The sequence below is a fragment of the Heyndrickxia sp. FSL W8-0496 genome, from assembly GCF_038007825.1.
In the GTDB taxonomy this organism is placed as follows: Bacteria; Bacillota; Bacilli; order Bacillales; family Bacillaceae_C; genus Heyndrickxia; species Heyndrickxia oleronia.
On sequence record NZ_JBBOXX010000001.1, the window covers coordinates 4716235 to 4737184 of the forward strand.

Consider the following 20950-nt stretch of genomic DNA (forward strand, 5'->3'; position numbering starts at 1 on the left):
ATGATGACAGATGATGCATACAAACTGATAGCCATTGGTCTTTATATGGTATTGATGCTATTAATTGGTTTTTACGCATACCGCAAAACAAGTAATTTAACTGACTATATGCTAGGTGGACGCTCATTAGGTCCAGCCGTTACTGCCTTAAGTGCAGGAGCTGCAGATATGAGTGGTTGGTTGTTAATGGGACTTCCAGGTGGCTTATATTTAAACGGATTAGCCGATGCTTGGATTGCCATTGGATTAACAATTGGTGCTTATTTAAACTGGGTATTAATTGCCCCACGTCTACGTTCCTATACACAGGTTGCCAATGATTCTATTACGATACCATCCTATTTAGAAAACCGATTCAAAGATTCTACGAAATTATTAAGAATTGTTTCGTCTTTAGTTATTTTAATATTCTTTACTTTTTATGTTTCATCCGGAATGGTATCTGGGGCTGTTTTCTTTGAAAGCTCCTTCGGGTTACACTATAAAACAGGCTTATTCATTGTAGCTGGGGTCGTCGTAGCCTATACATTATTCGGAGGTTTCCTTGCTGTTAGCTGGACCGATTTTATTCAGGGTCTCATAATGGTGATTGCCTTACTTCTTGTACCAGCAATCGCAATCTTTAAAACAGGAGGTCCTGCGGAAACATTTGAAACCATTCGCTCAATTGATCCGACTTTACTTAATTTATTTAAGGGAACCACTGTGCTAGGAGTTATTTCTGCTCTTGCATGGGGGCTTGGTTACGTAGGACAGCCACATATTATCGTACGCTTTATGGCAATTAAAACGGTTAAAGAAACAAAAAGTGCTCGAAGAATTGGAATGGGCTGGATGATCCTTTCATTAGCGGGAACATCATTAACAGCCTTGATCGGAATTGCATACTTTCATAATATTGGTGCACCATTAGGTAAAGCAGATGCTGAAACAGTGTTTATCCAATTAGGGCAAATTCTTTTCCATCCGCTTATAGCAGGACTTGTTCTTGCCGCAGTACTAGCAGCTATTATGAGTACAGTATCCTCTCAATTAATCGTTACTTCTAGTGCCTTAACCGAAGATCTATATAAATTAATGTTCCGTCGTAATGCCTCAGACAAGGAATTAGTTTTCTTCGGAAGAATGGCTGTTCTCGTTGTAGCCATTGTTGCGGCTTTATTAGCATTTGATCATAATTCGACTATTCTTAAGCTTGTATCTTATGCATGGGCTGGATTCGGTGCATCTTTTGGACCAGTTGTATTCCTAAGCCTATTCTGGAAAAAGATGAATAACTGGGGGGCCATCTTTGGAATGGTTACAGGTGCAGCTACTGTTATTATCTGGTCTAATCTTGGACTTAGTGACACCTTATATGAAATCGTTCCAGGATTCATAGTAAACCTCATCGTAAGTATTGTCGTTAGTTTAGCTACCTATAAGCATAATGGGGAAATTGAAAAGGAATTTGAACAAAGCAAACTATTATTAAAACAAGAATAAACAATAATGGGCTGTCTGATGACAGCCCATTATTGTTTACTCCGGATTGTTTTTACTGTGATACAGAGACTTTTTCCCTTAATACTCCTGCGCTAGATTTCTGAAATGCTACTTTAATTATTACAATAACAACAGACACCAATGATATGAGTAGTAAAATCATCATATTTAATGCTAATTTTTCTCCGCCAAATATGACCGTGTAATAACCATCTGCAGCGTAGGTTGCTGGGAGTACAGAACCGACAGATTGATAAAAATTAGATAGCATCACTTTAGGAACGATCACTCCCGAGGTAACTAGTTGTAGTGAAAGAACGAGAATATTGAACAGCATTCCCCCAGGTCCAAATAATACCACAAACATCTGAGTTAAACTTAAAAAAGAAAAGTAGACTAACAATTGAAAAACCCCTGTTTCTATGAAGGTTCTTTGCAGTTCAATATTGAAAGCCTCCATTAATACTAATGAGATTACTGTCAACAATAGGGCAACACCTGCATTTATAACTATTCTTGCTAGTAAGATCCTCCATTTACTAAAGCTTGATTTTAATTTGATTGATGCCATATGAACATTGAGACTCATAATCATCGATCCAACAAAGGAAGCAAGTACAATCATCATTGGAACCATTGTCGCAGCAAATCCATCTACATGATTTGTCTTTTTAACAGATGGCTGAACTGATTGAATACTCAATGACTGTAGTGCTGACTCTATATTTTTGGTTAGACTTTGTGCAAGCTCCTTTGAAGAAATAACAGTGGTCATCTGTTCGGGTACTTTAGAAAGAATAAGCTGTTGCTTATACATATAGACATTTTCATTCACACTTTGTGTAATCGTATTTGCAGCCACATCCATTAATTGTTTCGCCAATGAAGCATTTGCCTGATTAATGAAGTATTTAAGATCTGTTCTTCCCTTTTCTTGAATCTCGCTTGAAAAGCCTTTGGGTACTTGCATCACCATATCCAATTTCCGTTGGTTCATATCCTTTTGGGCAGACTCAATTGTTTGGTATATTTTTATATCAAATGGAATGTTTTTCTCCATTTCCTTTTCTATCACCAAACCCATTTGCTTATCCTCATTAACAAAACCAATTTTTAATTGGTCCATTCGATCATTCACTCCATCATACGCAGTCATCCATACACAAAAGAAAATGAGCAGGAAGAAAAATGCTGCTCCTAGACCAATAAATGTTTCAGATTGCTTAAAAAACTGTTTCATCATAGTCATTTTTTATTCCCCCTTAATTAAAGCAAGTACATACTTGCATAATAATTAAAAAATTTACTAGGGGGTTAGTCCCCTAGCAAAAAGCTGTATACTATGTTTCAAAAATTCATTTTGTGAGCTTGCAATCACCTGATTACCAAAACGACTTTTTGAAAGAAAGTAGCCGAAATTCAACCATATAAAGTTCATTGCTTGAAATTCAATATTTGTCTCAATTAATTTGCCTCTGTTATACATTTCTGTTAAATAAGAAACCAAATTGGCTTTTAATTGCTTAGGAATTTGTACAATCGTGTCATTAAGCTCAGGAAATAGCTGAGCCTCTCGGAAACCAATTAATACTAAATCATTGATCTTAACCATATACCTATGATAACTATCAGCTATTTTCCACAGGTCTTTTTCTAAATCCCATACCATATCCTCATTAATGATTTTTTCAAGAAAGGGACTGTAGGACACAGATTCGAGAGCAGCATCCATAATGCCTTTTTTGTTTCCAAAATGCCGAAAAATCGTTACTTCATTGACCCCAGCACGTTCTGCGACAGCTCGAGTTGTTGCCCCTTTATAGCCGAAATCCCGAAACAATTCGATAAATGCTTCAATAATTCTTTCTGAAGTATTTTTTTGTTCATTCATTTTTTTCATCCAACTTTCATGTATGCAAGTGATCACTTACATAACTAGTTTAATTTGGAATAATAGAAAAGTCAATCATTTTTTACCAAATATTTATAAAAGAGCACTTATCTTAATAAATATGATAAGTGCTCTAAGGCGTTTTTATTAATCCACTCTATCTTCAGGTCGAATCCGATCAATTGGAACAAATACATCTAAATGGCGATATAAATTTTCAAATTCTGCAGGAACTAACCCACCGAATTCTCCATCAATGTTTAATTGCATTTTTTCTGTTGAATTCACCTTAATGCGATTCGCCGATGTATAAATGACGTTTGGATCATTAATATGATTACCCGTAATTGCAGCTGTCACTACTCGTATAAATTCAGCAAGATTGGTCTTCTTCAAAATAATTAATGAAAATAAACCATCATTTACCGATGAATCTGGAGCTAATTTTTCAAATCCACCAACCGAATTGGTCAGTCCTATTAAGAAAAGCATTGCTTCTCCCTCAAATAGTTTCCCATCATATTCGATGCTCATTTCTGTCGCTCTAATAGAAGGAAGCATCTCAATTCCTTTCATATAATAGGCCAACTGTCCAAGCATTGTTTTTAATTTACTTGGTACTTCATAAGTTAACTCAGTCAATCTACCGCCGCCAGCAATATTGATAAAATAGCTATCATTCATTTTGCCGATATCGACAGGAATCGTATCACCTTTTACAATAATATCAACTGCAGCTTCAATATCACGCGGGATATGTAATGCTCGCGCAAAATCATTCGTTGTCCCAACGGGAATGACCCCTAGCTTCGGACGATATTCTTGCTCTGCAAGACCATTTACAACCTCATTAATTGTTCCATCTCCACCTGCTGCGATAACAATATCATATTTACGTTCAACTGCAATCTTCGCAGCGTTAATGGCATCTCCTGCAGCTGTTGTCGCATGACAAGAAGCTTCATAACCAGCAACCTCTAATTTTTGCAATACATTCGCAATATGTTTCTTAAATAATTCTCGTCCTGAGGTTGGATTATAGATTATTCTTGCACGTTTCATTTTCATCATCCTAACCTTACTTTTACAAATTTATTTTTCGTATTTGGCATTTACATTTAAAAGTTACGTTCAATCGATATCCTGTTACATAGAAAAACTGGCCGTAGCCAGATCTAAGTCCTTCTTTCACGAAAATATCATACCTCTTTTGACTGTAAAAATCTAGTATTAACAATTTTTCGTCACAATTAAAGTGTGGATTTCAATTGAAATACCTTAATTTACAAATTTCATCATGCTTTCATTGTTTACCATCATTGTAACATTTATTCTCAACAACCCATTAAAAAACTAGCCCCTCGATAAGGCTAGTAATTAAATTTACCCATTTTTGAATAATACAACGCCACGTTCCTTGAGGAACTGAATAGATTCACTTAAGGAATTTTCTTCTATTTGGTAAACTTCTTGTACGGTCTTCTTCCATTTATTTATATCACGCATTTGAATTTCTCGAATATTTCGATAGGTCATTACTTTAATTGAATGATCCCGTAGGAAATAACATTCTTGCCCATTAAATCGAACAGCCGTAATTCGTCTCATAGTTGTGTTTTGATCCTCATCCATATAAGAATGTATAATATCATCTTTAATATCTGCTTCTGTTAACGGAACCCACTCAATCTCCTTTTTCACAAAGGATTTTCCGTTTGATCGGCGATCGATTTCAAATCGGTCAGCTGTAGTTTGAGTAAAAATAATTTCCTCACCGAATCCATGGAGGATATGTCTCCTCTTAGCTTCTAGGTCAATTGGTTTCATTATAGGTGACCCATAACCTACATCAACATAAAACCTACGATTTTCCAATGTCACCATAATTGCTAAATGCCCTGGATTGACCCTAACTAGGGAACACGAAAATCCTAGCTCTGAGAGAAGTCGAGAGAAGTTAATATTTAGTGTATAGCAGGTTCCTCCCCATCCCTTTTCCATTAAATTTTCAACAAATACAGCTAATGAGGGTACAAAACCCGTTCCTTCATAAAAATAATGGAACTTACTAAACGTTTCATAAGGAATGCGAGATAGATGATGTTGGATCAAACGCTGTAAATAATTTTGGGAAGGTAACTCCATATCTATTTTTAAATATCGTAAATAGTTTTCAACCGTCTGTTCCAAAACAATCACTCTTTCATTCAGTATCTAATTAAAGTATACCTCTTAATAAAACATTCTCGCAAAAAGTAAGAATTCCTGCAATAACGTGATGAAAGACTGATTGTTAATAGAATTGATTACTACCTCTGTAATTGCTTCAATAGCTGTAAGATTTGCCCTCTATGATGGGCTTCATGTTCAATTAAATGATAAACCACCCATTCCGGCGTCACATCATAGGGTTCAAGAATCCTTGGTGTTCTCCAATCTTCTAGATCCATGTAACGAAAATGAGAGAGAAATACCTCACGTACCTTCGATAAGCGGTGCAAATGTTCTTCTAGACTTTGTCCCTCGACATGAGATAATGATCCGTCTTCAGCACGGCAATCTTGCGGAAATAATAAGAGAATGTCAGGATCCCAATCTGTACAAAGAACTTCTTCATATAACCAATCCGCTTCAATTAATGCAATGTGATATAACAATGAACCAATCGATTGTCTATCATCAATTTTAGCATCGAGAACATTTTCATTTGTTCCAGATAATGCATTGATAAGTGTTCGACGAACGTCCTCTAAACACCAAAGCCACCGACCAATTTCCTTTTCATAACCTGGTAATGTTGATACCTGCAATGACTTTCTCACCAACTCAAATCATCCTCCCTTTTACTTAATGGCAATCGTTTGATTGGATACAATTAGGTCAATCACCGAACCATATGCATCAGCTACTATTTCAGCACCCTTACTATTCATATGAACCCCATCCAAAGTACAATAAAGACCTCTTTCTTTTGAAAGCTTATCGATTCGAGGAATTTTCTTTACAAAGAGTGCATCCTTCATAATGGTCATCACGTTTGTACTAATGTAATCTGAACATTCAAGGTTTGCTAAATGCTTGCTAAAAATTTGTTGCATATCTAGCACAGAAATATCCATATAAGAACTAGCAATCGAGTCAATCATTTTTGCTAATTCCTTAATCTCCATGTTAGATGGGCTATCAATCTTTTCTCCGACAAGAGCAGGTGTAACGACAATGACTTTTTTAGAATAGGCTCTGATCCATTCAATAATTCGCTTATAGTAATCTTCAAATTCTTCACGATTATTAGATACCGGTTGTGCCTGAACTTTTAATAATTTAGAATAGACATCATTTACGCCAATCCAAAGAAAAATAAGATCAAAATCTGTATCCAATGTTGTTTTAGATAGACGATTGTACAAGCTTTTTACTGTTTCTCCAGGTTTCCCTATGTTAATGAATATCTCATTCGGGTATTTTTCTTTTAAAATTTTGTAAAAAGAAACACCTGGTCGTCCTTCAGTCAAACTGTCTCCAATCAATCCGATCTTCACATGGTTACCCCCTTATAATTACTTCTTAATAGACTCATAAAAGATAGTAATCGCTTTTTTAAATAATGGCTCTAAGGTACTTAATTCTTGTGTATTCGTTAATTGACATAGTCCTCCCAACCAGGTCCCTAATAAAGTAGTCAATTCCTCAATATCCTCTTTTTTAAATTCTCCTTGATCCATTCCCTCCTGTAAAATCTTTTTGTACACACTCATCGGAACAATGGCTAATTCATATAATTGCTTGATTGATTCTGGAGTTGAATGCGGATTTGATGCAAGTTCTTGTCCTGCTTTAAGCAAAGGGGTTTGATAGTTATGCAGGACATGCTCGGCAATTCCAAACAGTTTCTCCTTTGCTGATTGATAGTTCCTTTCCTTTTGTAACCATTTTTCATGCCACTCTTTCATCGTGTTTTGAGCTAATAAGACAAATAGCTTTTCTTTGTTTATAAAATGATAATAAATATGTCCTTTACTAAAGCCTGATGCCTTGGAAATATCACCTACAGATGTTTGTGCATAGCCATGTTGAGAAAATAATGAAAAAGCATGTTCCATGATGTCTTTTCTTGATTTTTCACTGTCGTATCTTCTTCCCATTTTCCAAACCTTCCTAAAATATTTGAACGAACGTTCTAATTTGATTATATATAATTTTCAGATATATTACTATTATTTATTTGTTAATATTCCCTTTTTTCTTTATCTTTAAAATTTTACATTATATAATGGAGTACAAACTATTGAGGGGTGATACGATGAAAATTGAGGATATTTATGGGAATTTCCCTACTTTCGAAACAGAACGATTAATCTTAAGAAAAATATCATTAGATGACCTTGAAGATATATTTGCATATGGTTCAAATGATAAAGTATCTAAATATGTAACGTGGGACACACACCGTACATTATCCGACACCAAGCAATTTATTGAATTTGTACTAAACAAGTATGCGGAAAAACAGGTATCACCGTGGGCAATTGAATATAAAGATAATGGCCGGATGATTGGAACCATTGATTTTGTCTTATGGAATCCAGCCCATCAAACTGCTGAAATTGGATATGTATTACATCAGGATTACTGGGGCAAGGGAATAACAGCTGAAGCAGCGAAAGAACTAATCAAATTTGGATTTGATAAAATGGATTTAATCCGTATCCAAGCAAGATGCTTTTCAGAAAACACCGGCTCAAAACGTGTGATGGAAAAGATCGGTATGTCCTATGAGGGAACATTACGAAAAGCAGTATTTATTAAAGAAAAGCACTGGGATTTAAAAGTCTTTTCCATTTTGAAGGAGGAGTTTGAAGAAAGGTATCTTTTAAAGCAAAAGAAAGTATATGATAGATAAGCAGCTTGGGTAACAAGCTGCTCTGTTTTATCCTTATTATTTCCTATTCCTAACTTCACCTAATAAATAAATTACAAACTCATCATCTTTAACAAGCCAAGCAGCTTCACTTCTCTTTAAATGTTTCTCTGCATCCTCAAAGCTTGTAAAAGCGTGTTCCGTTTTTCTTTTATTTTTCTCAATGATCCATTGCTCATTTTCTTTATAAAGGAAGAAGATGTCTGCCTTATGGTTTCTATACATAGATCCAAGATCAGACCCCTTAAGATTATGACGATTTCGTTGTGCATCCTCATGAAGTGGTTCTAAATGAAAGGTGTTAGTAACAAACTGTTTATACGCTTCTTCATTTAATGAGCAACCAGAGGCTTTGGCATGCCCGCCACCACCAAAATGTCCAGCCACTTCAGATACATCCATATGTTCATGAATCGTTCGAAATCCTACACGCTTTGCCCCTATATTTAAAATCACAATAAAATCAAGGTGTGGATATTCTTTCCCTAATTCATTTCCTAGTTCTGAGTGATAGGATTCTGCATAAACTATCCCTGCATAATGTTCTCCGACTTTTGTTTGCACCAGTTCTCGTCTTTTTCTACGAATATAGCGTTCAATCTTATGCTCTTCCATTTCTAAAAGCTTTGTCTCAAACTCATCAAAGTCAAAATGGTCATCCTCTTGAAGACGTTGAAGCATTTTTTCTTCAAATTCATCGATGGAAATTAAGAAAAATAGAGCATTCAAACGTTGTGCTTGTTGATTATCATTTTTCTCCCATTCCCATGTATCGTATTGTCTTATAAGCTCCACAAATTCGGCAATTGCGTTCGTGGGCTCTAAATATTGATGAGAAACAAGGTATTCATATAATAAAGAAGTTGCAGAAGTTAATTTCCCCTCTTCATCCTCAACGACTACATGTCCCCATGAATACTCATTGAAATGCAACGCAGTTTTATGATGATCAATTAATTGGACCTTGCCCCCTTCCTGTACATATGCAGCCAATCCTTTTTCATTCTCTTCATTTACAGATAGGTCTGTTATAAATAAATATGTATCTTTATCATCATTCCCTAAAAATGATTCCACTTCCCGATTAAGATTTGAAATAGAATTATAGCGAACACTGATTTTATCACCAAAGGCAAGCTTCCCTAAAATGCCACAGCCTACTCCGTCTAAATCATTATGTGATAATAGTTTATACATGAACTTCACCTCAAATATAGTATGGATAAAAATAAGGAAATTTATTGAAAGATCAATATAAACTTTAGTATAGCAGGCATTTGCTGGATTAAAAAACCCCATCATTATAGTTGATAGGATTGAACCATGTATGATCCTTCTACTAAAGGAATACCTTATCGTTCCATCCGATTACATCAAGAGGTTAATAGGAGTAGAATAGAGAATAATGACCACATGAAAAAAGCCTAGATTTCAAAGAAATCCAGGTTTTTTCATTTAGCTCTATCTCTATACGGACAAAATAACCATACTGTTTCAAGGCTTTTATAAACACTGAATCCACTACAGGCCAAATTCATTAGAAAATAACTGTTTTTTGTTCAATAACAGATTGTGTGCCCATTATCAGATCGAAATAACGCTTTTTCACATATAACGTCCATTCTATTCCTCTAGCACGTCTATTCGATCCCTTTCCTACTTACGATAATTTTCCTGATACCATTTCGCCGCATTCATCACTTCAGCTTCTGTTAATTGGTGGCCATAATTTTCCCAAAAAAGTGTAACGGTTGCTCCCTTTTGCTCTAGGATTCCCTTTAGTTCTTCTGTCTCAGCCATTTTAATTAATGGATCATTCACACCTGCTCCGATGAATACTGGAAGCTGAGCCATCGATGGGATATCCAAGTCTCTTCTCGGTACCATTGGATGGAAGAGTACAGCTCCTTTTAAAGCCTCTTCAAAATAAAATAGAAGACTTCCTGCAATATTTGCTCCATTTGAATACCCTACTGCAACGATGTTTTGGCGATCAAATCCATATTCTGCTGAAGCATTATTTAAAAAATCATTTAGTTCCTTTGTCCTAAGCTCCAAATCTTCTAGGTCAAAGACCCCTTCACTTAAACGTTTAAAAAATCGAGGCATTCCATGTTCCAGAACATTTCCTCTGACACTTAAAACTGATGCATCTGGATCAATCATTTCAGCTATTTGGAGTAAGGAGTGTTCATTCCCACCTGTTCCGTGTAGTAATAATAGGACTGGCTTGGATGCATCCTTACCTTTTTGAAAATAGTGCTTCATTTCTCATTCCTCCTATTTTTTTCTATGTGTATTGGTGGCAAGGTCGCCTCAAGTTGTTGACGATATCCTTCATATCTTGCAGGGAGCATTAAATGTTCACCAAGCTGTTCCTTTGGCTCATCAATTGCAAATCCCGGTGGATCTGTTGCAATTTCAAACAATATTCCTCCAAATTCTCTGAAATAGACTGCATTGAAATAATTTCGATCTTGAACAGGAGTTACTTGATAGCCAGCTGTTGGCAAATACTTTTGCCATTCCAATTGCTCGTTATCATCCTTTGTTCTCCATGCAATGTGGTGGACCGTTCCTACCCCCATTGATCCTCTACCTGTTGTCGTTAATTTAATGTCGATTACATTTCCTAAATCAGCAATTGAACGATAGCGAATATATTCTCCTTCTTCTCCAACCTTTTCCAATCCCATATGCTCTTCTAATAAATTCATTGTTTTATTAGGCGCCCCAGAAAATAAAGTAGCACCAGCAAACCCTTTAATCGCTACATCTGTTGAAATATCATCCATTCCCCATTCACTTTTCTTACCTTCTTTTCTCTCAACTATTTCTAAGATTAATCCGTGGGGATCATTAAAAAGGATAGACTCCTCTTCAAAACGAACAACTGTATCAAAATGGATATCATTTTGTGTCAATCGGTTTTTCCAAAAAGGAAGGGCTCCCTCTGGAACTGCATAGGCAGTAACCCCCACTTGACCATCACCTATTCGGCCTTTATAAGCGTTTATCCAAGGGAAAAAAGTAATAATGGTTCCTGGGTTTCCGGCTTCATCCCCAAAATAAAGATGATACGTGCCCGGATCATCAAAATTCACTGTCTTCTTTACTAATCTTAAACCTAAAATTTCTGAATAAAAATGGACATTTTCCTGTGGATCACCGACGATCGCAGTAATATGATGGATACCTACACTTTGCATATGCCATCCTCCTTTTTTCTATTATGATCTATTACATTAATTAAAAATCATCTTTAATCAAAATATCTCGAATTCGAGATAATTATAAATGAATTTCCTTCTTTCGTCAAATGCCCATTTTTCACATAGTTCTTTTTTCGGCAGAAAAGAACCTTTTACATGGCTAAAAAAAAGAGAGAATATCCAAAATGGATTCCCTCTTTACGCGTCATATCGGTCTATTAATGAATTTAATTGTGAACTTACTTTACTTAAATGATTAGCAGAATTTGAAATATGATTAATCATATTATTTTGTTCTTCAATGGTTGCTGTTATTTCCTCAACCGATGCAGCAGCTTGTTGTGACACACTTGAAACACTATGAATAGCTGTCATTATACTTTGATTTTGTTCGGTGATATTTTGAAGTTCATCATTTAATTGATCAATCGCTTGAATCGTCTGGGTAACAGCATTAGAAATAGATGTAAACTCTTTTTCTGTCGCCTTCACTGCTTCATCAAGCTGTTGTGTATGGGTGATTGTTTCAGACATCGCCAGAACCGTCTTTTCTGTTTCTTGCTCGATACCATGGATCATTTCTTGAATTTGCTTGGTCGCCTCATTGGATTGTTCGGCTAATTTCCGCACCTCACTAGCCACCACCGCGAATCCTTTTCCATGTTCTCCTGCTCTAGCTGCCTCAATACTAGCATTTAATGCCAATAAATTGGTTTCTGCCGAAATGCTATTAATCGTTTCTGTAATTCTGGAAATATCTAATGTTTTATTATAAAGGCTTGTAATACCAACACTAATTTCCTCTGAAGCTTTTAATGATTGTTCGTTAGACTTTTTCAACTCTATTACAATCTCTGCTCCCTTTTTAGTTGCTTCCTCAGAGTTTGCTGTTACCTCTTTAATTTTTTGATTGTGGAGATTCATTGTCTCAATTGATTGATTTAAGCTTTCAACTCGAAAACTTGTATTTTCTAGGTCTAATGCTTGATTTTGGACACCTATCGCAATTTCATTTATCCCTTTACCAATCTCTATGCTACCGTTAGAGGTCACTTCTGAAATGGCAGAAAGCTCGGCGGCGGATTCGATTACTTGTCCGCTCACTTCGTTTAATTTTTTCATTAATACCCCTGATTCTTGAGTTAGGTTATTTAAGGCAAGATGAATCTGTTCTATTTCGTCTACGGATTGAGTCTCTTTCGACCCAGTTACCAACCCTTTTGATAGAATTACTGAAAGCTCAGCAGATCTTTTTAGTAATGCAAACTTTTTTCGAAAAACCATCGTGAATATACCAATATTCAATAAGACAGCAATAATAACTGAACTAAGTAAGAGAATTAGGTGGTTAAGAGATTGCTCGAACAAGTAAAATTGACATACTCCAATGATTAATCCCATCAATACAATCAGTAAACTATTAAATAGCAATAATTTGGAAAATATACTATTTTTCTTCATCTATGCCCCTCTTTCCTATAATCCCCATTTAATGAAAACGCTTTTAGTATTATAGTATCATATAAACAACTAGTCCTAAAGACTTATTTAAACAAAAAAAACAGGATTGTCTTCTTCTTGAGACAATCCTGTTTTTTTCCCTATTAGGCGTTCTTTAAGGTTGCTTTTATACTATTATATACTTCATTCCACAGGTTTGTATTTTCAGTAAACGCCTGTGTAATTTTTTTATAAACTTCTTTTTGCTCAGTTTCGAACGATTCATCCTCTTTAGGTGGCAAAGCAGATCGTAATTCCATAACGAACTCTTGAACTTTTGGAGCCCGTGGTCCCCAGACAGCTTTTTCTTCTCCATTTTTATCAATAAAGATAAAAATTGGAATTGATCGAGACGTTCCATTCGTTAGATATTGATCCATTAATTCTAAATTTTGATCCCGTAAAATCATACGTGTTTCAATACCTGTAGCCTCCGCAATTTTTAAAAGGATTGGAGTATTCATCATCGCATCTCCACACCAGTCCTCAGTAATGACAATGGCCCGAAGCTCTTTCGCTTTTACATCTTGAAAGAATGATTGATCTTCCACTGCAACTGAAAACTGATCATAAACTGACTGTAAATTTTCTTTATGTACCTTCATCGAGTCAATAACATCCTTTGCAGGAATTCCTTTTTCAAACCATTCGTTTAAAGTAGTCACTCTTTAATCACTCCTTACTCTTAATAGTTTAAAAATAGCATAGAAAGAAAAATATTTCATTTTTAAGTTCATATATATTATTAGTTTAGCTATATTCACTAAAATCTGCTATTAACTAATTTGCTCAAAACTTTTTATAATATTTCTGCTTTTTACTTTCATATAGTGATCCTTGCAAAAATATCCAAGCAATTTATCTGTCTTCCAATCATATATAGGAAGCACCTGATCAATCTCTTTCCCTACTTTTCGCAAACAATATGAGCAAGTATTTTTGAAATCTATGTAAGTTTGGCACATTGTTGTTCACACCTTTACCTTTTAGTTGCCCTATGAACTATACCCAGATTTCCAACAAAAAAAACTAAGGACAAATCTGTCCTTAGCCATTTTACTTCTTATTTAATTCTTGAACTAATAGCTTATTCACTAATGGAGGATTGGCTTGGCCCTTTGTAGCTTTCATAATTTGTCCAACTAAATAGCCAACTGCTTTCGCCTTACCATTTTTGAAATCATCAATGGATTGTTGATTGTTCGCTAATACTTCATCAATAATCTTTAATAAAGCACCCTCGTCTGAGATTTGAACAAGGCCCTTTTCTTTGACGATTTGTTCTGGATCTCCACCATTTTCAATTAGTTCTTTAAAAACGGTTTTGGCAATCTTCGAAGAAATAGTTCCATTCTCAATTAACTTAATCATTCCAGCAAGTCCTTCTGGAGTTAGCTGTACGTCTCCTAATTCTTTTTGCTCAGCATTTAAGTAAGCAGACAATTCCCCCATAATCCAGTTTGAGGCTTGCTTCGCCTCTCCACCAGTTGCAACTGTTGCTTCAAAGAAATCTGCCATTTCCTTCGTTACAGTTAAAACATTGGCATCATATGCAGGCAATCCTAGTTCTTCAACATAACGCTTCTTCCGTGCATCAGGTAATTCTGGAATTTCAGAACGTACTTTTTCCATCCACTCTTCATCAATAAAAATAGAGACTAGATCTGGCTCCGGGAAGTAACGATAATCATCTGAACCTTCTTTAACACGCATCAATAATGTTTTTCCAGTTGCTTCATCAAAGCGGCGTGTTTCTTGTTCAATTACACCACCTGAGGATACCACTTGAATTTGACGTTTTTCCTCATATTCCAAGCCTTTACGAACAAAGTTAAAGGAGTTTAAATTTTTCAATTCCGTTTTCGTACCGAACTCCTCTTGGCCAACAGGTCGGATCGAAATATTCGCATCGCAGCGTAGTGAACCCTCTTCCATTTTACAGTCGGAAACATCTGTATATTGAATAATGGATTTTAGTTTTTCCAAATAAGCATATGCTTCATCAGGTGTCCGGATATCTGGTTCGGAAACAATCTCAATTAGTGGAGTCCCTTGACGGTTTAAGTCAACAAGGGAATAACCATCTTCTGAGTGAATCAGTTTTCCTGCGTCCTCCTCCAAATGAATCCGAGTAATTCCAATTTTCTTCTTCTGTCCATTTACCTCAATCTCAATCCAACCGTGCTCACCAATTGGTTTATCAAATTGCGAGATTTGATAAGCCTTTGGATTGTCGGGATAAAAATAGTTTTTTCGGTCAAACTTAGTCTCTTGAGCGATTTGACAATTCAGTGCCATTGCCGCTTTCATCCCAAATTCAACCACACGTTTATTCATAACAGGTAATACTCCTGGATACCCTAAATCAACAACAGTTGTGTTCGTATTTGGCTCAGCACCAAAGTGAGCAGGTGCAGAAGAAAAGATTTTGGAATCTGTTTTTAACTCAACATGGACCTCAAGTCCAATAACTGTTTCAAAGTTCATTTTTTTCACCCCTTACAGCTGTGGTTTTTCTTTATGATAATTCGTTGCTTGTTCAAACGCATGTGCCACACGATATACAGTTGCTTCGTCAAAGTGTTTTCCGATGATTTGTAAGCCTAATGGTAGACCACCCTCGAATCCACAAGGAATTGAGATTCCTGGTACACCCGCAAGGTTCACAGGAATGGTTAAAAGGTCGTTCGCATACATTGTTAATGGATCCTCTGTATTTTCACCAATTTTAAATGCAGGAGTTGGTGTTGTAGGTCCAATAATGACATCATATTTTTCGAAGACCTTTTCAAAGTCGTTTTTAATTAATGTCCGCACTTGTTGAGCTTTTTTATAATAAGCATCATAATAACCAGAACTTAATGCAAAGGTTCCAAGCATAATTCGACGCTTCACTTCTTCACCAAAACCTTCGGAACGGGATTTTTTATATAATTCCATTAGGTTCTTTGCATTCGGTGAACGATATCCATAACGTACTCCATCAAAACGAGCAAGGTTTGATGATGCTTCTGAAGAAGATAAAATATAGTAGGCTGCTGTCGCATATTTTGAATGTGGCAAGCTAACCTCTTCCCAAGTTGCACCTAAGCCTTCTAGTACCTTCAATGCATTTAAAACCGATTGACGGACCTCTTCATTCACGCCTTCTCCGATATATTCTTTTGGTACAGCGATTTTCATGCCCTTAATATCACCTGTTAAACTTTGAACAAAATTTGGCACATCAATATTGGCAGATGTTGAATCATGTGGATCCACTCCAGAAATCGCTTGTAAAAGATAAGCATTATCCTCAACATTTCTAGTTATCGGGCCAATTTGATCAAGCGATGACGCAAATGCAACTAAACCAAATCGGGAGACTCTACCATATGTTGGTTTTAATCCGACTACACCACAAAAAGCTGCTGGCTGTCTAATCGAACCACCCGTATCCGAACCTAATGAAAAAGGAACTTCTCCTGCTGCGACTGCTGCTGCAGAGCCACCAGATGATCCACCCGGTACAGCATTTAAATTCCAAGGGTTAAAGGTTTTTTGAAAACCAGAGTTTTCATTCGATGATCCCATAGCAAATTCATCCATATTCAATTTTCCTATTGTGATCGTACCAGCGTTATGTAATTTGTCCATAACTGTAGCATTATAAATAGGGTCAAAATTTTCGAGGATTTTACTAGCGCATGTAGTTCGAAGACCTTTTGTGACGATATTATCCTTAATTCCAATTGGCATTCCGAAGAGAGGGTGCTTTGATTCTTCAGAACCAAGAGCTTCATCTAATTGTTTCGCTTTTTCACGAGCTGTTTCTTCATCTAATGTAAGAAAAGCTTGTACCTTTCCATCCACTTGTTGTATAGTTTGATAGGATTCTGCAACTAATTCAGATACTTTAACTTCTTTTTTATGTAAAAATTCATGTAACTCAGAGATTTTATGATCAAATAAAGCCAACTCTAACCCTCCTATTCTATAATTGATGGCACTCGAAATTGTCCATCTTTTTGGTCAGGGGCATTTTTTAATACTTCTTCTCGGGGTAGCCCTGGTTTTGCTTTGTCCTCCCGAAGAACATTACGAATATCTAACACATGGGAAGTCGGCTCCACATTTGTTGTATCTACTTCATTTAATGACTCTGCAAGACTAATAATATCATCTAATTGCTTCGTAAATTTCTCAATTTGCTCTTCATCGAATTCCAGCCTCGCCAGATTAGCAACGTGATTTACCTGTTCCTTTGTAATTCTAGACATTTCCTTCACCTCCGAATGAAAATCATACACCTATTAATATAGTTACAATATTATTGATAATAGCAGAATGGCTTGTATATAGGCAAGGGTATAAGCCATATATTAAGTGAATATTTGATTATTACGTCATTCTAATCCCTTTGTGTTTTTTTGAGCACTTCTTGAGATACATTTTTTTGGTTCATCATTTTAAGAATGTGTTCCACGCATACTCTGGGACACATTTTGCTTTGGTTTCTCTATCTAGACACTTTTTTCCCGGTTTGAACTTAATATTTGCTTCAGATCCTCTCTTGGACACACATTCCGCTCCGGTTTCTCCTATAATGTGCTTCACTCCTCTCTCTGATACAGATTTTTGTACCTTTCACTCCTACAATGCGCATCAAAGAATGGACAAAAAAATATCTTCCCATCTATAGTGAGAAGATATTTTTAAGGATTACCTATTGATAAACTGCTCAACTTCTGTGGAACCCTTTAATGCTGTTGTAGATGATGTTCCTCCTGTAATTACCATTGATACTTCATCAAAGTATCCCGTGCCTACTTCCCTCTGATGTCTTGTAGCAGTGTATCCATGAACTTCATTTGCAAATTCTGCTTCTTGTAGCTCAGAATAGGCAGCCATCCCTCTTTCTTTATACCCCTTTGCTAATTCGAACATACTGTTATTTAGCGAATGGAACCCTGCAAGTGTAACGAATTGAAATTTATAACCCATTTTTCCAAGCTCTTGTTGAAACGTGGCTATCGATTTTTCATCTAACTTCTTTTTCCAATTAAAGGATGGCGAGCAATTATAGGCTAACAGCTTCCCTGGGAATTGTTTATGAATGGCTGCTGCAAAACGTTTTGCCTCTTTTACATTAGGTTCGGATGTTTCACACCAGACAAGATCTGCATAAGGGGCATATGCTAAGCCACGTGCAATCGCTTGATCTAAGCCTGCTTTTGTACGATAAAATCCTTCCGCCGTTCGCTCTCCAGTTATAAATGGAGCATCATATGGATCTACATCACTAGTAATCAAATCTGCCGCATTCGCATCTGTTCTTGCGATAATCAGAGTTGGAACACCAAGAACATCAGCCGCAAGCCGTGCAGAGATTAGATTTTTCACTGCAGTTTGGGTAGGCAGTAACACCTTTCCTCCTAGGTGGCCACACTTTTTCTCAGATGATAATTGATCCTCAAAGTGAACGGCTGCTGCCCCCGCCTCAATCATGGATTTCATTAACTCAAAAACATTAAGCTGTCCACCAAACCCAGCTTCTGCATCTGCAACAATCGGTGCAAACCAATCAATCGAATGATCCCCTTCTATATGATGAATTTGATCGGCTCTTTGTAAAGCTTGGTTTATACGCTTTACTACATGTGGAACACTGTTCGCTGGATACAAACTTTGATCAGGATACATCTGTCCGGATAAATTAGCATCTGCGGCCACTTGCCATCCACTTAAATAAATGGCCTTTAAACCTGCCTTCACCTGTTGAACGGCTTGATTCCCGGTTAATGCCCCTAACGCATGAACATATTCCTCTTCATGGAGAAGCTGCCATAGTTTTTCTGCACCAATGCGTGCTAATGTGTGCTCAATTTCAATAGATCCTCGAAGCTTCAGAACATCCTCTGCAGTATAAGGACGCTTAATTCCTTTCCAACGTTCTTCAAGCTCCCATGCATCCTGTAGCTGTATGATCTTTTCGTTATTCATTAATTTCTCCTCCTAATCTATTAATCTATAAAATTCCGTAACCAGGAATGGTTAGAAAATCAATAAATTCATCTTCTTTTATGAGTTGATCAAATAATGCTATTGCTTCATCTAGCCTTGCCATCGTTTCGCCGAACTTGGACTTAATTTTTGCCACTTCTTCTTTTTTTAGCTGTTCATATACTTGAAACGTAAATTTTCGCCCATCATCTAATATCCCTTTCTTATGACGTATCCATTGCCATATTTGCGCACGGGAGATTTCAGCTGTCGCAGCATCCTCCATTAAATGGTCAATAGGGGCAGCCCCTCTTCCACTCAACCATGATTCGATATACTGGATTCCAACTCTAATATTGTGACGAACTCCTTTTTCTGTAATGAGGCCTTTAGGTACTTCAAGCAAGTCTGCCTCCGTAATCGTTATTCCTTGTTGCTTATCAGAATAAATTTGGTTCGGTGTAGGCATTTCACGATTAAACACTTCAAGAGCAACTGGGACAAGACCCGGATGTGCTACCCATGTCCCATCATGTCCGTCGCTTGCTTCCCTTTCTTTATCTGCACGTACCTTCGCAAATGCCTCTTCATTTTTTTCAGGATCATTTTTAATAGGTATTTGTGCAGCCATTCCACCAATAGCTGGTGCTTTTCTTTGATGACAGGTTTTAATTGTAAGTAATGAATACGAACGCATAAACGGGACAGTCATCGTCACTTCCGAGCGGTCGGGTAGAAGTACATCTTCCTTGTTTTTCAGCTTTTTCAAATAGCTAAAAATATAATCCCATCTGCCACAATTCAATCCAGCTGAATGATCCTTTAATTCATATAAAATTTCATCCATTTCGAAAGCTGCTAGTATAGTCTCAATTAATACTGTTGCTTTTATCGTTCCTTTTGGAATACCTACATATTTTTGAGCAAAGACAAAAATGTCGTTCCATAATCTGGCTTCAAGATGACTTTCAAGTTTTGGTAGATAAAAATAAGGTCCAGTACCAACCTGTACGAGTCGCAAGGCATTATGAAAAAAGTACATACCAAAATCAAAAAGGCATCCAGACATCGTTTTCCCATCTACTAACACATGCTTCTCATCTAAATGAAGCCCTCGTGGTCTAACCATTAAAACAGCAGGGCATTCATTTAATTTATATTGCTTCCCATTTTCCCCTTGATAAAAAATCGTTCTGTTCACTGCATCTCTTAAATTAATCTGTCCCTCTATCAAATTGTCCCAAGTCGGAGAGGTAGCATCTTCAAAACAAGCCATAAATACCTTTGCATTAGAGTTTAGTGCATTAATAATCATCTTACGATCAACGGGTCCAGTAATTTCTACTCGGCGATCCTGAAGATCTAAAGGTAATGGGGCAATGGACCATTTTCCCATTCGAATATGTTTTGTTTCAGGTAAAAAACATGGCAAGTTTCCTTGATCTAATTCTCTTTGCCTTTTTTTCCTGTTATCTAACAGTTCTCTTCTTCTATCTCCAAATTGCCTTTCCAATTGTTCGATAAAATGAAGTGCCTCCGCTGTTAAAATACCTTCATAACCAAGACTAATTGCTCCTTTTATTTCAGTTCCTGAAATTCGAATATCCATTCCCATTCCTCCTCAATTTTGTTATAATACAATTAATTATTTATTTATGTATTATATAACAGAATTAGTATGGTGCAACACTTATTTTGAATAAATATTTAGAATATTTACGACAAAATTCGCAAATTAATCATTAGAGTTGTTTTGGTCAAAGCCATACTGCCAGCTCTTGGCCTAAGAGTTCAGTATCTGTTCTTTCTTCGGTGAAATAAAGAGAATCATCGTTCTTCAACTTAGTGAAAACTGTTTTCGTATACTTTGTTGCTTTTGTAGAAGCCAAACTAACAGCTTTTACACCCAATAAAAGATAGCTCCTTTTCTTAATGAAAATAAAAGGTGTAGCGGTATTC

At 36.4% G+C, this 20950-nt stretch carries 19 protein-coding genes; 2 read left to right on the top strand and 17 right to left on the bottom strand.

Annotated elements, in window-relative coordinates; all coding sequences use genetic code 11:
• Nucleotides 1-3: 3 nt before the first annotated feature.
• Nucleotides 4-1485: a sodium/proline symporter PutP gene (gene putP, locus NST63_RS23860; RefSeq protein WP_071977440.1), complete on the top strand. Its 1482-nt coding sequence runs from the start codon at nucleotides 4-6 to the stop codon at nucleotides 1483-1485.
• A gap of 52 nt (nucleotides 1486-1537) precedes the next feature.
• Here the strand turns inward: putP and NST63_RS23865 are convergent, their stop codons facing one another.
• The 7 genes from NST63_RS23865 to NST63_RS23895 all read right to left on the bottom strand — a co-directional run bounded on the left by NST63_RS23865 (nucleotide 1538) and on the right by NST63_RS23895 (nucleotide 7521).
• Nucleotides 1538-2734 carry a YhgE/Pip domain-containing protein gene (locus NST63_RS23865; RefSeq protein WP_341043890.1) on the bottom strand — a complete coding sequence of 399 codons (1197 nt, stop codon included), beginning with the start codon at nucleotides 2732-2734 and terminating at the stop codon, nucleotides 1538-1540.
• Between the two features lie 57 nt (nucleotides 2735-2791).
• Nucleotides 2792-3376 carry a TetR/AcrR family transcriptional regulator gene (locus tag NST63_RS23870; protein WP_058004506.1) on the bottom strand — a complete coding sequence of 195 codons (585 nt, stop codon included), beginning with the start codon at nucleotides 3374-3376 and terminating at the stop codon, nucleotides 2792-2794.
• 147 nt (nucleotides 3377-3523) lie between these two features.
• Complete coding sequence (locus tag NST63_RS23875; RefSeq protein ID WP_058004505.1) at nucleotides 3524-4438, bottom strand: diacylglycerol kinase; 915 nt, start codon at nucleotides 4436-4438, stop codon at nucleotides 3524-3526.
• A gap of 321 nt (nucleotides 4439-4759) precedes the next feature.
• On the bottom strand, nucleotides 4760-5566 hold the full coding sequence (locus NST63_RS23880) for an arylamine N-acetyltransferase (RefSeq protein ID WP_071977438.1): 807 nt from the start codon (nucleotides 5564-5566) through the stop codon (nucleotides 4760-4762).
• Nucleotides 5567-5685: 119 nt separating this feature from the next.
• Nucleotides 5686-6198, bottom strand: a complete 513-nt coding sequence (locus NST63_RS23885) for a DinB family protein (protein ID WP_242598352.1) — start codon at nucleotides 6196-6198, stop codon at nucleotides 5686-5688.
• A 21-nt stretch (nucleotides 6199-6219) separates the two neighbouring features.
• A complete protein-coding gene (locus NST63_RS23890) occupies nucleotides 6220-6918 on the bottom strand; it encodes an SGNH/GDSL hydrolase family protein (RefSeq protein ID WP_341043892.1) in 699 nt (232 codons plus the stop codon).
• An 18-nt stretch (nucleotides 6919-6936) separates the two neighbouring features.
• Nucleotides 6937-7521 carry a TetR/AcrR family transcriptional regulator gene (locus tag NST63_RS23895; RefSeq protein ID WP_212946186.1) on the bottom strand — a complete coding sequence of 195 codons (585 nt, stop codon included), beginning with the start codon at nucleotides 7519-7521 and terminating at the stop codon, nucleotides 6937-6939.
• A gap of 158 nt (nucleotides 7522-7679) precedes the next feature.
• On the opposite strand from NST63_RS23895, the gene NST63_RS23900 reads away from it, so the two are divergent.
• Entirely contained in the window at nucleotides 7680-8279 is a 600-nt protein-coding gene (locus tag NST63_RS23900) for a GNAT family N-acetyltransferase (RefSeq protein WP_341043893.1), read from the top strand.
• A 36-nt stretch (nucleotides 8280-8315) separates the two neighbouring features.
• On the opposite strand, the gene NST63_RS23905 is transcribed toward NST63_RS23900, so the two are convergent.
• The 10 genes from NST63_RS23905 to aceB all read right to left on the bottom strand — a co-directional run bounded on the left by NST63_RS23905 (nucleotide 8316) and on the right by aceB (nucleotide 20600).
• Nucleotides 8316-9494 (bottom strand): DHH family phosphoesterase, encoded by a 1179-nt coding sequence (locus NST63_RS23905; RefSeq protein ID WP_212946184.1) that lies wholly within the window; start codon nucleotides 9492-9494, stop codon nucleotides 8316-8318.
• 459 nt (nucleotides 9495-9953) lie between these two features.
• Entirely contained in the window at nucleotides 9954-10565 is a 612-nt protein-coding gene (locus NST63_RS23910; protein ID WP_341043895.1) for an alpha/beta hydrolase, read from the bottom strand.
• On the bottom strand, nucleotides 10562-11506 hold the full coding sequence (locus NST63_RS23915; RefSeq protein ID WP_341043896.1) for a ring-cleaving dioxygenase: 945 nt from the start codon (nucleotides 11504-11506) through the stop codon (nucleotides 10562-10564). Before NST63_RS23915 ends, NST63_RS23910 begins: the two co-directional genes overlap by 4 nt.
• 201 nt (nucleotides 11507-11707) lie before the next feature.
• Entirely contained in the window at nucleotides 11708-12970 is a 1263-nt protein-coding gene (locus NST63_RS23920; protein ID WP_341043897.1) for a methyl-accepting chemotaxis protein, read from the bottom strand.
• Between the two features lie 143 nt (nucleotides 12971-13113).
• Nucleotides 13114-13674: a thioredoxin family protein gene (locus NST63_RS23925; protein WP_341043898.1), complete on the bottom strand. Its 561-nt coding sequence runs from the start codon at nucleotides 13672-13674 to the stop codon at nucleotides 13114-13116.
• 391 nt (nucleotides 13675-14065) lie between these two features.
• Nucleotides 14066-15496, bottom strand: coding sequence for an Asp-tRNA(Asn)/Glu-tRNA(Gln) amidotransferase subunit GatB (gene gatB, locus NST63_RS23930; protein ID WP_212946180.1), 1431 nt, complete (start codon nucleotides 15494-15496; stop codon nucleotides 14066-14068).
• 12 nt (nucleotides 15497-15508) lie between these two features.
• Nucleotides 15509-16966, bottom strand: coding sequence for an Asp-tRNA(Asn)/Glu-tRNA(Gln) amidotransferase subunit GatA (gene gatA, locus NST63_RS23935; protein WP_212946179.1), 1458 nt, complete (start codon nucleotides 16964-16966; stop codon nucleotides 15509-15511).
• A gap of 11 nt (nucleotides 16967-16977) precedes the next feature.
• On the bottom strand, nucleotides 16978-17268 hold the full coding sequence (gene gatC, locus NST63_RS23940; RefSeq protein ID WP_058004493.1) for an Asp-tRNA(Asn)/Glu-tRNA(Gln) amidotransferase subunit GatC: 291 nt from the start codon (nucleotides 17266-17268) through the stop codon (nucleotides 16978-16980).
• 442 nt (nucleotides 17269-17710) lie between these two features.
• Complete coding sequence (gene aceA / locus NST63_RS23945; protein WP_341043899.1) at nucleotides 17711-18991, bottom strand: isocitrate lyase; 1281 nt, start codon at nucleotides 18989-18991, stop codon at nucleotides 17711-17713.
• Between the two features lie 25 nt (nucleotides 18992-19016).
• A complete protein-coding gene (aceB, locus tag NST63_RS23950) occupies nucleotides 19017-20600 on the bottom strand; it encodes a malate synthase A (RefSeq protein ID WP_341043900.1) in 1584 nt (527 codons plus the stop codon).
• Nucleotides 20601-20950 lie beyond the last annotated feature (350 nt).